The sequence below is a fragment of the Wolbachia endosymbiont of Nilaparvata lugens genome (assembly GCF_007115045.1).
Taxonomy (GTDB): Bacteria; Pseudomonadota; Alphaproteobacteria; order Rickettsiales; family Anaplasmataceae; genus Wolbachia.
The window spans coordinates 913,214-926,708 of record NZ_MUIY01000001.1; the positions used below are offsets into that span (position 1 = coordinate 913,214).

At 33.9% G+C, this 13,495-nt stretch carries 10 protein-coding genes, 1 tRNA gene and 4 pseudogenes; 9 read left to right on the forward strand and 6 right to left on the reverse strand.

What is annotated here, in order from left to right:
• Positions 1-74 precede the first annotated feature (74 nt).
• From BWZ41_RS04545 to BWZ41_RS04555, 3 genes are all read right to left on the reverse strand, one after another.
• A complete protein-coding gene (locus tag BWZ41_RS04545) occupies positions 75-728 on the reverse strand; it encodes an exopolysaccharide biosynthesis protein (RefSeq protein WP_143689548.1) in 654 nt (217 codons plus the stop codon).
• Positions 729-846: 118 nt separating this feature from the next.
• Positions 847-1,014: a twin-arginine translocase TatA gene (tatA, locus tag BWZ41_RS04550; RefSeq protein WP_006013840.1), complete on the reverse strand. Its 168-nt coding sequence runs from the start codon at positions 1,012-1,014 to the stop codon at positions 847-849.
• 140 nt (positions 1,015-1,154) lie between these two features.
• Positions 1,155-1,892 (reverse strand): ABC transporter ATP-binding protein, encoded by a 738-nt coding sequence (locus BWZ41_RS04555; RefSeq protein WP_007302769.1) that lies wholly within the window; start codon positions 1,890-1,892, stop codon positions 1,155-1,157.
• A gap of 147 nt (positions 1,893-2,039) precedes the next feature.
• On the opposite strand from BWZ41_RS04555, the pseudogene tnpA reads away from it, so the two are divergent.
• Positions 2,040-2,450 (forward strand): annotated as a pseudogene (gene tnpA, locus BWZ41_RS04560) (IS200/IS605 family transposase).
• Between the two features lie 128 nt (positions 2,451-2,578).
• Positions 2,579-2,652: transfer RNA gene (locus BWZ41_RS04565), tRNA-Arg, on the forward strand.
• A 66-nt stretch (positions 2,653-2,718) separates the two neighbouring features.
• Here the strand turns inward: BWZ41_RS04565 and BWZ41_RS04570 are convergent.
• Positions 2,719-4,071 (reverse strand): ankyrin repeat domain-containing protein, encoded by a 1,353-nt coding sequence (locus BWZ41_RS04570; protein ID WP_241653913.1) that lies wholly within the window; start codon positions 4,069-4,071, stop codon positions 2,719-2,721.
• 113 nt (positions 4,072-4,184) lie between these two features.
• On the opposite strand from BWZ41_RS04570, the gene glpX reads away from it, so the two are divergent.
• A complete protein-coding gene (gene glpX, locus BWZ41_RS04575; RefSeq protein WP_143689549.1) occupies positions 4,185-5,108 on the forward strand; it encodes a class II fructose-bisphosphatase in 924 nt (307 codons plus the stop codon).
• Positions 5,109-5,252: 144 nt separating this feature from the next.
• On the forward strand, positions 5,253-6,626 hold the full coding sequence (locus BWZ41_RS04580; RefSeq protein WP_143689550.1) for a hypothetical protein: 1,374 nt from the start codon (positions 5,253-5,255) through the stop codon (positions 6,624-6,626).
• 72 nt (positions 6,627-6,698) lie between these two features.
• Here BWZ41_RS04580 and ychF read toward each other — a convergent pair whose 3' ends face one another.
• A complete protein-coding gene (gene ychF, locus BWZ41_RS04585) occupies positions 6,699-7,793 on the reverse strand; it encodes a redox-regulated ATPase YchF (RefSeq protein ID WP_143689551.1) in 1,095 nt (364 codons plus the stop codon).
• 90 nt (positions 7,794-7,883) lie between these two features.
• On the opposite strand from ychF, the gene BWZ41_RS04590 reads away from it, so the two are divergent.
• Positions 7,884-9,023, forward strand: coding sequence for a hypothetical protein (locus BWZ41_RS04590; protein WP_143689552.1), 1,140 nt, complete (start codon positions 7,884-7,886; stop codon positions 9,021-9,023).
• A 289-nt stretch (positions 9,024-9,312) separates the two neighbouring features.
• On the opposite strand, the pseudogene BWZ41_RS08700 reads toward BWZ41_RS04590, so the two are convergent.
• A pseudogene (locus BWZ41_RS08700) lies at positions 9,313-10,459 on the reverse strand (IS3 family transposase).
• 259 nt (positions 10,460-10,718) lie between these two features.
• On the opposite strand from BWZ41_RS08700, the gene BWZ41_RS04615 reads away from it, so the two are divergent.
• The 4 genes and pseudogenes from BWZ41_RS04615 (at position 10,719) to BWZ41_RS08715 (ending at position 13,454) form a co-directional block, all read left to right on the forward strand.
• Positions 10,719-10,943, forward strand: a complete 225-nt coding sequence (locus tag BWZ41_RS04615) for a recombinase family protein (protein WP_143689015.1) — start codon at positions 10,719-10,721, stop codon at positions 10,941-10,943.
• Between the two features lie 153 nt (positions 10,944-11,096).
• Positions 11,097-11,288, forward strand: a pseudogene (locus BWZ41_RS08705) (recombinase zinc ribbon domain-containing protein); the annotation flags it as partial.
• Positions 11,289-11,768: 480 nt separating this feature from the next.
• Positions 11,769-12,447, forward strand: a pseudogene (gene ccsA / locus BWZ41_RS08710) (cytochrome c biogenesis protein CcsA); the annotation flags it as partial.
• A 71-nt stretch (positions 12,448-12,518) separates the two neighbouring features.
• Positions 12,519-13,454, forward strand: a complete 936-nt coding sequence (locus BWZ41_RS08715) for a cytochrome c-type biogenesis CcmF C-terminal domain-containing protein (protein WP_458695272.1) — start codon at positions 12,519-12,521, stop codon at positions 13,452-13,454.
• Positions 13,455-13,495: the final 41 nt, after the last annotated feature.

Here is a 13,495-nt window from a genome sequence, read left to right on the forward strand (position 1 = left end):
TTATTGCTATATTTCAATATCGATTATTCATTTCATGCTGTACTTCATTCTTTTATTAAAGTGTTGTAAAGCTTTTAAGTTATAAGGCTTTTAAGAAGAGAAAGTATTCCGGCTATAAGTTTTGGTCCTTTAACTATTACAATAAGGGTAACCAATAACGCACAGAATGAAACTAACACTCCTAACGTAGATAAAAATCCATCTTTACCCATAATGCCGAGTGAAATAAGAGTTATACCAATTGCAGGAAGGAAGTGAGTAAAAGGTAATGGAAGAGCTATTATTATTGCACAAAGCAACATCATAAAAGCTAGAATCTTTTCACCCGGACCAAGAAAAATAAAAGACATTCTTGGTTTCATGAACTTTTCTATTTTTTTTAATATAGGTGAAGTTTTCTCTACCACAAGAGCTAGTGTTGAACGTTGAAAAGATTTCCTTTCTAGCCAATTAGGCATCCAAGGAGAGTCAAACCCAAATAGAAGCTGCAGTGAAAATAAGATTAAAGGTATAGAAAGAATCGTTGTATAGCCAGGAGGAACAGGTATAGGTACTGATAGCGGTAAAGAGAAGATGATTATTAAAATACCAAAACCGCGCTCATGTAAAGCTGTTTTGATGTCGAACAATGTTACTTTATCACTATCGTTGTTATTGGTATCTGCAACCTCTTTTAGAATATCAGAGGCCAATTTTTTATCTTCAGTCAATTTCTCACTTTCTTCCACGATTAACCTTTAATAACATTCTAACTAACATAATTATTTCAATCATACCTCTTCAATTCTTTAGCCTTGTTTAAACAAATGACACGCACTTTAGTGCGTGTCACGAAACATAAGGAAGCTAACGATCTGGTTCATTAGATGATAGTTTCTCTGAATCCTTAAGTTCTTGTTTAAGGTTTTTAATGCCTTTGCCTAAATCACCCATAACTTGTGGTAACCTACCTGCACCAAACAGAACTAAGATTATTATTAAGACTAGAAACAGCTGCCATGGACCTAAACTCATTTGTACCTCCGTTGAAAATATTAACTTTTAGGTATTAAAACTTGACTGAAGCCAAGTGATACATAAATTATATCACTTTTATTGAATTATAAATCAAGAGTTTTTAATTATCTTATAATAGTTTTATCCTAACATTAAGTTTAGTTTAGCTGTAGAGTAAAAGGAAGCTCACTAAAAAATTTTGCTAACGTATCATCTTTAGGTCTGTGGTATATGTAGCTAGGAACTCCTGATTGAATAATTTTACCATTTTTCATCACGTAAATAAAATCTGCAACTTTCAACGCTTCTTGCGGGTCATGAGTTACCATGAGTACAGGAATATTTTTGCTTCTAAAAAGTGACAATATATGGTGCCTTATTCGATATTTGAGCAGTATATCTAAATTAGAAAATGGTTCATCGAGCAAAACAACATCAGGATTTTGCGCCATTACTCTTGCTATTGCAACTAATTGTTGCTGTCCTCCTGATAAAGCATGAGGGTACATGTTTTCATATTTTTCTATATTAAATAGCTTTAAGATTTCCAATGCAGTAAGGTATTTTTCTTTTTTAGAAGTACTGCAAATAGCAAAAGTTATATTTTCTATTACTGTTTTATGAGGAAATAATGCAGAATGCTGAAAAATCAATCCGATATTTCTACGCTCTATAGCAATTGACACTTTGTTACTTGCAACTAATTTATCATTTATAACAATGGTTCCAGATTTTGGATTTTCTATTCCTGCGATTAATTTTAGAATTGTTGACTTGCCACAGCCAGAATGACCTAGTAAACAGGCAACACTTCCTTTCTTCACTTGAATGTTGATGTTGCTTAAAGCAAAGCCATCTTGATTACTATAAAAGTAACTAATATTGTTAACTAGCATTAATCTTTCAATTGGAATCGTATTATTAAATATAACAGTATTACATTCAAGAAATACAGAAATATTTTTTATTGTCCCAAATTTGGGAGAAAAACCCTGGACCATCCTTTCAAGAATATAATTTTAAGGTGAAAAATTTGAAAGAATGTGGAATATTATAGAAAAAGTAGTCACTCTGTATATGAATGTACATATCACATAGTGTGGATAACAAAATATCGATATCTAGTATTAGTTGGAGATATTGGGCAGAAAACTAAAGAAGTTGTACAAGAAGTATGTAGAGATAATCAAGTAGAGAGGTAGAGTTGCGTCAACATGTATACGTTTCTATGCCCCCATACTTAAGTATTAGTAAGTTAGTGCAGTTAATAAAAGGAAAAAGTTCCAGAAAAATCCAGCAAAACTTTCCAGAGCTGAGAAAAAGATACTGGGTTATGGGCAGTAGGCTACTTTGTCAGGACTAGCGGAAACGTAACTGACGAAATGATAAAAAATTATATTGAAAATCACTCTAAAAAAGAAGATAAATTTGGTGACTTTCAAGTCGAATGTTAGCATTCTATGCTCTCCCTCAATCTTTGGATTTCAATCCATAGTGGTTGAATATTGTGAATTAATTGTACAGGGTGCCTAGAAAAATGCGAGACTTTTTGCTATAATTTTGCATAAATAGCAGAAGACATGGGACTATAGCTCAGTAGGATAGAGCATTGGATTCCTAATCCGAAGGCCGTGCGTTCGAATCGCACTAGTCCCACTTAATTTTAATAAAGTGGTTTAACAATCAAGAAATTATAATTGGTTTGAAAAGTGATTCTAGGAGCTAGATTGCATGGTTTCTCAAACTTGAATTTACAGGTTCAACCTTATTTTCTTTCATTTCCCTGTAACTTGGAAGTGTAAAATTTTTTACATGTAATTCAGTTACCATTACAACTAAAATAGCTAGGACACTGCAAACTAATGCACCAGCTAAAGATGGAACCATCACAGCAGCAGCAACAAACAATCCTGTAATAACAACTCCAACAACATCACTCCTTAATGAGGTATAAAAACTCTCCTTACTTTTTTTGTATTTAGTTTCTTTTTCATGTGGTGGAGAAAATTGAGCATCTATAAAGCCGTTAGCTTTCTTATCATTATTTGGTGTGACAGTTGGTTCAGCCCTTGTTGATACAGGCGTTTCATTTTTGTTATTATTACCGTTAGTACTAACTGGAGGCGCTGTTGCTACAGATCTATTACCAATATTTCCATTACTGCTGCAAGGTTTTGCTCTATTTTCTTTTACATTGGGTGTTTCTGGTGTAATAAAGTTTAAAAGTACCTGAATAATTTCTTCTTGTGTATTATTCATAGCCCACTCTAAAGCTGCTTGTCTGCTTCTAGCATTTACATAACCTAAAAATGCTTTAACTTCTTGAACATTACCTTGGATAATAGCAAGACACAGAGCGTTAAATTTTTCTTCTTCATTAAATTTACCACTATCCAAGAGTATCCTTATGACATCAGCTTGTTTATTTATTGCAGCTGTACCCAACACAGTTTTGGAAGCAGTATCTTTAAAATCGATTCCGATGTTTAAATTTGTGAGTAACTCAACAATCTTGAGGAATATAATGCGATCGTCGATAATACCAGGTCCTTCTGAACGGACAGCATAATAAAGCAAAGTCCAACCATCTTGGTTTGTTATTTTTATATCTATTTTCTCTTTTTTAAGCTCATTACAAAACTCCTCAGCAGTTATATTAGGGTTGCTAGCTACAATTTTCTTTATCTTGTTGTATGAAGTAGAAAATTGATCATCTTCATTTTTGTTGCTAAGTTCTGCTCTATCTTCTTCTACATTAGGTGTATTTTGCTTTTCCTTTTCCTTCTTTTCATCAGCAGTTACTTGTTCTTGCTCAGGAAGCTTGAATCCATTTTTAAGGAAAAATTCCCTAACACGTAGGTAGTCATCTTCATATGCAAGTTTTAAAAGTAAATCTCCTAATGAATTGTTCCCTTCGCATTTACTTTGCAAATCAATGTCTTTAAATTTAGTCTTTCTTCTTAACCTATTTTGCAAGCTTTCAAGGGTGATTTTATTGTTGTACCTATTACCATTAATTAAAAAGCTATCTGCATCTAGACATAACTCTCTGATGTCCTCCTTACTGTACAGCATAATTAAACCTACTATTACGATGTTTTATTATATCAATTCCATCAAAATTAGTCAAGTAATCTTGCAGTCTCAAATGGCATGATATATATTGATTTATGATTCTCGAGTAAATGATGGAAGATTTAGCCTATAAGTTAGTGAAAGTAACCGAAGCTGCAGCACTTGCTGCATATAAATTGGCAGGCCTTGGTAATGAAAAAAAGGCCGATCAGGTTGCAGTTGATGCAATGCGTACGGTGCTAAACTCAATGGAAATAAATGGTACAATTGTGATTGGGGAAGGGGAGAGGGACGAAGCACCGATGCTATATATCGGAGAAAAAGTTGGCACAGAAAGTGGCCCTGAGATTGACATCGCTGTTGATCCACTTGAAGGCACTACGATTTGCGCTCATTATAAACAAGGGGCAATGTCTGTTCTTGCTGCAACAAAAAAAGGTAATTTTTTACATGCACCTGATGTTTATATGGAAAAGATAGCAGTGGGAAAAAATCTCCCAGAGGGTGTAGTCTCACTAAAAAATAGGATTGAGAAGAATCTGGACAATTTAGCCAAGGCAAAAGGATGTAAAGCAAGTGATCTTATAGTAACTGTACTTAAACGTGAAAGACATGATGAATTAATAGCAAAAATTAGGAAGCTAGGAGCAAAAGTGAAATTAATAGATGATGGTGATGTTGCAGCCATAGTTTCGCTAATAAATGGCAATCACGATATGTATATCGGCACAGGAGGAGCTCCAGAAGGAGTGCTTGCAGCAGCAGCGCTAAGCTCAATCGGTGGGCAGATAGAAGGAAGATTAATATTTGACACGGATCAATTAAAAGAAAGAGCAAAAAATTTGAATATCACTGACCCAGAAAAAATCTACACCGTGAAAGACATGGCAAAAAGTGAATCAGTGTTCATTGCAACTGGAGTAACAAATGGAGAGTTTGTGGATGGAGTAAAGTGTGGCCAAGATATTTGTCTGACTAATTCATTAATAATATTGCCTGGTAAAGTAATAAAAATACAAACAAAATCAATATCTTAAACATTTGTCATATGCTGATTATGAAATTTTTATAGAAGGAAGATACTTAATAATTATCTTAAAAAAATGAATTTACATATTAATTTTAGCTTTACAACATTTGGCATTAAGTTATAGTTAAATAGTAATACTAAGAGGTGCTTAATGTTTAGTTCACTAACTAATTTTTTTACTAATACGTCTAAAAAGAAAAGTTCTCAATCTGAAGAAAATAATCATTCTTTCTCTAACAGCACAGAAAGTTTATTAGTCCAATCTACTAAAAAAAATCCTCAACTTGATGATCAAAGTAGAACTGACGCGTCTCCTCAAACAAATCTTCAATTTAGTGAGGATGATGTAAAAAACGTGCTCCAAGACTTCGAAAAATTGGATTTTAAGAACAGTAATGAGTGTTTTAACGAAATAGCAGAAGATTATGAAAGGAGGAAAAAAAGTGACCTTTTTAACTACGTAATATTGAATAAGCGAAAATACATAACAGATATATTAGATCAGAGGCTTGCCCATAAAGATCAAGAAAATTTTAGGAAGAAATTTAGTGAATATCTTCTTAAAATAAATGAGAAAATGAATTATGGGAAAGAATTTCAAAATAAACTTCAATTTTTTGAAGATAGGGTAGAAGAAGTATTATCAGATTTTAGAAAATTGAATTTTGGCCTTAAGGATAATTTGTGTAAAGATGATAAGGATAACGTAAATTATAATAAAGGCTGGCCTGCAGATCCATTTGACAAAATAGCGAATTATTATCGATGGAATAAGAACATTTTCCTTTTTAATTATGTAGTATTAAGTAAGCAAAAAGAAATAATAAGTATATTGAATGAAAAGTCTATTCCTGAAGACAAGCGAAAGAATTTTAAAAAGAGGTTGGGTAGATATCTTCTTCGAATCGAAGAAGGGATGAGTAACGGACAGGAATTTCTCAAAACTGATAGTGCAGTTGCCTTTTTTGATGGATGTTATGTGCCATGCGCATATGCAAAACGTTCTCTTAATCATTATGATCATCTTAATATTAATATTTTTAAGCCTGGGTATAGCTTGGAAATCAGCCGTCTTTTCACTGACAAAATTGAAGAGATGGAAAGAAATAAAAATGAGGTAAAAAGAGCAAAAATATACAGCGATGGTAAACTAATTGTAACGATTGAAAAGAATGATAAGCAACAAAGAAATTACTGTTTTGAAGAAAATGCAATATGCAACATCAAAGTTAGGTGGAGTGCAGAAGATGAGAAAGGTAATTCTGTTAACTGCTTTATTAGTTTAAATGTAAATTCTGGTGAATTTGAGATTGAGAAGGCAACTATTAATGATGAAGATGTTGAGCTAGACGAAATTTTGAAATTAGCTAAGCAAAATAAGGATATGCTTATAGAAGGTGAAGCTTTGTACGAATTTTTAGAAAGAGGTCTGGAGCACGTACTATGTGAGGAGAAGAAGAATGTACAACCACAGAAAAAGAAGTTGTTACAACACCTAGCTCCATTCTCCATGATGTGGAACTAGATGAGGTCAGCGAAGAGAAAGATATAATAAACAGAGGCCGTATTCCCTGGTTTTTTGGTAGTTAGATGTATACTACACATTAAACCTAAAGTGCATTATATCACCATCTTGCACTATATAGTCTCTGCCTTCGAAGCGAATTTTGCCTGCATCTTTACATGCTGATTCGCTTCTGTATTTTACATAATCTGTAAAGCTTATAGTTTCTGCTTTTATAAAGCCTTTCTCAAAATCAGTGTGAATTACACCTGCTGCTTTGTCAGCTGTTGATCCTATCTTTATTGGCCATGCCCGTGCTTCTTTTGGCCCTACAGTAAAAAAAGTTATCATACTTAGCACTTCATACATAATACGTGCTACTCCATCAAGTCCTGATTCTTGCAAGCCAAATTCTGATAAAAAACTCTGTTTTTCTTCTTCGCTATCAAGATTTGCAATATCTGCTTCGAGTTTTGCTGAAATACAATAAAATTTGCTTTTATTTTCCTCTGCCATTTTCTCTACCTTTTTAGATAATTCATTACCAGTTATAACATTTGTATCCTCAACATTGCAGACGTACATAACAGGCTTTGTTGTTAGCAATTGAAGCAACTTCATTTCATCTTCATCAATATGCTCTAAACTTCTTGCAGGCTTGCCAAGTTTTAAAGTAGCTAATACCTCTTGCATTAATTCAAGTTGTCTCTTTAGCTCTTTATCACCTTGCTTTGCTTTTTTTTCAAGTTGTGGAAGCCTTTTTTCTATGCTATCAATATCAGCTAGAATTAATTCCATTTCCACTACTTCAGCATCTGATATTGGATCTACAGTGCTGTGTACGTGACTGATATCGTCATCCGTAAAGCATCTGAGCAGATGAACAATGGCATCAACTTCTCTGATATGACTCAAAAATTTATTTCCTAGTCCTTCACCCTTGCTTGCACCCTTAACCAGGCCTGCAATATCTACAATTTCTAATTGGTTGTAGATTACCTTCTCTGAACTGGCAATTGCGGCAATTTGTTTCAAACGCTGATCTCGTATTGGCACTTTGCCAACATTTGGCTCGATTGTACAGAAAGGATAGTTTGCAGCTTCGGCTGCACTTGACTCTGTAAGTGCATTAAATAAAGTTGATTTTCCTATGTTTGGCAGTCCAACTATGCCACAATTAAAGCTCATATTCACTATACAAAATTATAATTATTGCATAGTTCAAGAATTTCTGCTATACTTAATTAGTTACTTAATAGCTTAAATTAAGGTAAAGATATGACTATACCTAAGGAACAGAAATTAACAACTTATTTTGAGGCTAATGCAAGAAAGTTCAAAACTTCAGAAATAGTTAAGTATAATACTGAAGGTGATGGCAATTGCTTTTTCCATGCAGTGTTTGGTGACAACAGCTCTGGTATATATAAAGCTGAAAGAGCACAAGATATGAGAATGGAATGGCACAAATTTTTAAGTCAATTTACATCTTTAGATGATGTAAGTATGCCAGCTCCTTTAAGAGCTCAGCTAGAAAAGGTTTTTAATATGTTTCTAAACAAGCCAGGGGATCTAACTGGTAAGTCTGATAAAATAGAGAAGTTGGTTGAGCAAACAAACAGGAAAATTAAAAATGTTGAAGATAATGTGAAGAGGTTAGTGAATAAAGCTGTTAGCAAACTTAATATACCGCGTGATCAAGCTATGCTTAATTTAAGAGAATATGCAGAGGCTCTTAATAATCATAGTGAAGATGAGTACGATGACCAATATAACAGTGAATTTATTACACATTCATTCCTTAATAACTCTGAACTCTACCAAGCATATCTAGAAGCAATAAAAGGTCAAAGTTATTTTATTTTCATTGAAGAAGCTAGTATATTAGCTTCTTTAGCTAACATTGAAATTAATGTCCATTGTGAAGTTAGCGGTAGAGAGAAGCAACAAAAGTTTGAACCAAAGCCTGAAATGATAAATGATGATGAAATGAATAAGTTCTTGGGTCGTGATGGTTATAAAATAAATGACGAGTTATGGGGTAGTAAAGAGCGAGAAACAATATATCTTGAAGGAAACCATTACTCTAAAGCTAAAATTGTAACTCAAGAGTTAATAAAACAGCAGCAGAAGCACGAAGACTTTCTATTCGCAAGAGAACTTCAGATAGATGAAATTTTGGAGTATTGTAACCTTTCAAAGGATATCTCTGAGAGAGCAGAGGTTGAGAAGAGGTTTGATGAGTTATTGGCAAAAAATGCTGATGGAAAAATTGGTGATGTTATAGGGCAGTGCATTAATGATGTACAGCAACGTATAAAATGCCTTGAGGAGCCAGTCTTATCAAGAAGGTGCAGTGTGGAAGAAGCACATGTAGAGAAAGCATTTCATCAACAACAGCAAATACTTGCACATTAAATTTTCATGGCCTCATATATTTCTACATGGGGCGTCCTATAAAAATTTTTCAATTTATACTGAACAAATTACAAGAGTGTGGTTATGCTTAATTAATGATTTATTGATACTTTTATTGGTACAATAATTTAATATCTAGAGGGGTAAAATTATGAACTTAAATTAACAATTACTAATAGATTTACATGACATCGAAGTCAATACAATTAAAAAGGAAAAAAAATTTAGATTTTAGAACTGCTTAATACTGACTTACCCAGAAAAGTAGACAGAAAGTTAAGACGTTTTGCTATGAGAATGATGAATCAAAAAGCTCAGGAATGCAATAGTTAATAGTAGAATGTCTACGCTGTTTATTATAAAAAATTTCTATATATTCAAATATTGCGGTTTTAGCTTGTTGTGCAGAGTGTTGTGAAGTATCAATGAGTAACTCTCTCTTAAGTGAACTAAAAAAAGCTCTCTGAAACAGCATTATCATAACAACAACCTTTGTGACTCATACTAGAAGTAATATTTTTTGTACTTAGTAAAAATTGATAATTTTTAGAGGTGTATTGCGATCCTTGATCGCTATGAAATAGTAGATTTTTAGCAGATTTGCGCCTACCAATAGCCATGAATAACGCATCTATAACTAATTGCCTATTTACTGCATTACTCATTTACCAGCCAATCACCATGCGTGAATATAAATCTATTATTGCTGCCAAATATAACCATCCTTCATTAGTTTTTATGTACGTAATATCAGTTACCCATATCTTGTTAGGTTGATCAGCAATGAAATTCTGATTTAATATGTTAGGAGTTATAACTCTATTGTCTATTTGTGGTTTTTTACTTTTAAACTTTCGTCTAAGCTTAGCTTGAATGCCATTTTTCTGCATAACATTTTGCACTGTTTTGATGTTATAATTTTTACCTAAAGCCTTTAATTCAGCGTGAATTTTAGGAGCTCCGTATCTGCATTGTGATGATCGATATACCTTCTGAATATCTTGTATGAGCTCTTCTCTTATTGATTTTTTGTTGTTTTTTTCCTTAGTAATCCATTTATAATAACCACAAGCAGATACGTTCAAAAATCTGCATAATTCCCGTATTTTATAGCAGTTTTCATGTTCTTTTATAAAAGAATATTTTACTCTTTTTGGTTTGCAAAATATCCCAGGGCTTTTTTTAAAATGTCTCTTTCCCTCGTTACTCTTGCCAGCTCTTTCTTTAAATCAAACTTTTCTTTGTCACAATGAGCTACTTTCCCCTTTTCTGGAAACGCATCTACTCCAGACATTCTATCATTGTATGTTTTTACCCATCTGCTTACCGCTAATACCCAAATCTCTTGCTATTTTTGCTGATGATTGACCTGTTTCTTTTACTAGTCTTATAGCTTCAATTTTGAATTCTGCTGTATATTCTTTTCTTTTTGTCATACCACACCTCTTTGAAAAAACGTTTTAACTTTCTGTCTACTTTTTCTGGGTAAGGTCACATTCTTATTGTAATAACCTCTATGAATCACACAACTAAATTATAAGACTGAAAATAATCCAGAGTCAAAATTATTGCTAGGAGTACAAGGATTAATCTCAGAATACGAATGTGCAAAGATAATGGCAAGAAGTCGAAGGGGAAAACTCCATGCAGCAAGGAAAGGGTGTATAAGTGTAATGGGCTTATGGATACCGCTATATAAAGCATGTAGTCAGAGAAGAAGCAAAGTTTGAAGTTGAAGAAGAGGAAGCAAAAGTAGTGCGTAAACTGTTTGAGTGGATAGGTCAGAGCTTAAAAGAAACTACAAGAAGGCATATTACTGCTCCAAAGGGCAGAAGAAATTGGCATTCAGGTACAGTGTGTAGAATGTTGAGGAATCCAGCATACAAAGGACAAGCAGCATTTGGTAAAACGAATCAATAAAAAAAGAAGTGAGAGCAATATGGAAAGTGAGGAAAAAAAGTTATTCCATTTATCAAACTGAGAAAAAGAATTGGATTCATATCGAGATACCAAATATAGTTGAAATTTGATATAGTACAAGAGCAACTATCTGAAAATAGAAAAAGAGCAAGAATGCAACGAAGTGGGAGAAGGTACCTATTACAAGGGCTAATGGTGTGTCAGTGTTGTAAATACATTTATTATGGAATGAGTAATGTTAAAGGAGGAAGAAGTTACTATCGATGCCCTGGAAATCGTTTTGGTGGGAATAGAGTGTGTAACAGCAAATCAATACAAGTTGATATACTAGAAGAAGCAGTATGGGAAGAAGTAAAGATGGTACTCAAAGAACCAGAAGCAATGACTAAGGAATATCAGCTCAGACTCGTGAAACATGAAAGTACAGAGGCAAAGGATGAACTTGAAAAGCGTGCAAATAAAATAGAACAAGGTATAGAAAGATTAGCTTATGTATATGCAAGAGGTCATATAACGAAGGAAAAATATGACTTAGAAGTTGAGAGCATGGCAAAGGAGTTAAAAGGAATTAGAGATCAAAGGGAAGAAATGGTCGATGAAAAGAGGCTACAGAGGGAATTAGATTTTATCACAAGTAGTGTAGAAAGTTTTTCCTCTGAGGTTGAGTTGGAACTTAATCAGGCGGATTGGGAAACTAAACTTGATATAATAAGAAAATTAGTTCAACGCATTGAAGTTGATGATGATAACGTGCATGTAGTGTTTCAGCTGAAAGAACTCGCTCTCGAAAGGCAAAAAAAAAGTGTTCAACATTGTATCGGGAGTCCAGTGTCAAGTGCTGGAATGACACCAGAACGAACTAATGGTAGTAAATTAAAAAAAATATCTCTTATCATTCATGGACTGATTTGCTTTTGTTTTTTACTCTTCACTTTACTTGAATCAAATCCCTTCACTAAAATGCCAGGCATCGAAACAGATGGTCTTGGTTTTAATCCGATATTGCAGGATATAGGCCTTGCTATTCATCCACCGATATTATATTTGGGGTACCTTGGATTTAGCGTTCCTTTTTCGCTCTCTATAGCTGGATTAATTTCAAATACTGAAGGAAATGTTTGGGCTAAAATTGTCAGGCCTTGGGTACTTATTTCTTGGTCGCTGCTCACTTTGGGCATCAGCTTGGGTAGCTGGTGGGCATATCGTGAACTCGGTTGGGGTGGATTTTGGTTCTGGGATCCAGTGGAAAACGTTTCTTTGATGCCTTGGCTAATTGCAGTGGCGCTGACACATTTGTTGCTCGTTGTACGAAATTTCAATACTTTAAGGAATTTCGCTATTTTACTTACGCTTACAACTTTTATATTGAGTGTGACTGGAACATTTCTAGTCCGCTCAGGAATACTTACCTCAGTGCACACGTTTGCAGATGACCCAAGATATGGACTGTATATATTAGCTCTACTTGGTGTAATTACAGTCAGTAGCTTAGTAATATTTGTAGTGTTTACGAGAAAGAATCACACATCTTTCCAGTATTCGATATTGGAATCTGAAAAGAAATCTGCTACTCAAGTGACAGAAGGTAGAAGATTCTTTTCACGCCTTACGATGATGCTGATGAACAATTTATTATTCATCACTGCCTTTTTCATCGTGTTCGTTGGCACTTTATACCCTACAGTGCTTGAGTATTTAACCGGTGAATTAATTTCAGTTGGAGCACCATATTACAATTCTTTATTTAACTCTATTGCACTAGCTATTCTAGTACTCACCATGATAGGGCAATACTGCAGTTGGCAGGGAAATAGTCTATTGCCAATATTCCGTGAATATAGATTTTCATTTTGTAGTGCTGCAGCTATTTTGCCGTTTATCTTTCACATGGAGCTAATGATTGTGCTATCAATTACCATCTCCATAGCATTATTAATCTTTGTTTTAGAAGCATATAGTAAAAGAATTTGTTTATTTAAGGTAGCATTTGGTGAATCAATTTTATTAGCAAGAAGAGTTTCTAAGTCCTACTATGGAATGATGCTTGCTCATGCTGGAGTGGCAATTCTAGTGCTTGGTATATCTTATTCCGTTGGTTGGCAGGAGAAAAAAGAAAACTACTTGGGAATAGGAGACAGCATAACAGTCAATAAATTTAAAGTTACTTTACGAAATATTGAGCTAATAAAAGAAAAAAATTTCCATGCAGTGAGGGGTACAATGGATATCAGGAATTTGCTGAATAATAAGATATTAGGTGAAGTAACTCCTGAATATAGATTTTACCTTGCGGAAGGTCAGAAAAATGTTGAAAGCAGTATCTACCACAATTTATTTTCTGATATTTATGTTGTAATTGGAGAGATTGATAAGAGTAAGAGTAAAATCGCAGCTAAAGTGCACTATAAACCTGGAATGTCTATAATCTGGCTAGGATCCTTTCTTATCGCTTTTGGCTCGCTCCTTGCTGCTTTGCCTTCTACCAAAAAAGTAGTTCCTTCAGTATCATAAAGTGTGTGATTCATAGAGGTTATTACAATAAGAATGTAAGG

Bases quoted from the DNA above. Each gene is read 5' to 3' on its own strand.
- tatA (WP_006013840.1), bottom strand. From the start codon at position 1,014: ATGAGTTTAGGTCCATGGCAGCTGTTTCTAGTCTTAATAATAATCTTA.
- BWZ41_RS04555 (WP_007302769.1), bottom strand. From the start codon at position 1,892: ATGCTAGTTAACAATATTAGTTACTTTTATAGTAATCAAGATGGCTTT.
- BWZ41_RS04570 (WP_241653913.1), bottom strand. From the start codon at position 4,071: ATGCTGTACAGTAAGGAGGACATCAGAGAGTTATGTCTAGATGCAGAT.
- glpX (WP_143689549.1), top strand. From the start codon at position 4,185: ATGGAAGATTTAGCCTATAAGTTAGTGAAAGTAACCGAAGCTGCAGCA.
- BWZ41_RS04580 (WP_143689550.1), top strand. From the start codon at position 5,253: ATGTTTAGTTCACTAACTAATTTTTTTACTAATACGTCTAAAAAGAAA.
- ychF (WP_143689551.1), bottom strand. From the start codon at position 7,793: ATGAGCTTTAATTGTGGCATAGTTGGACTGCCAAACATAGGAAAATCA.
- BWZ41_RS04590 (WP_143689552.1), top strand. From the start codon at position 7,884: ATGACTATACCTAAGGAACAGAAATTAACAACTTATTTTGAGGCTAAT.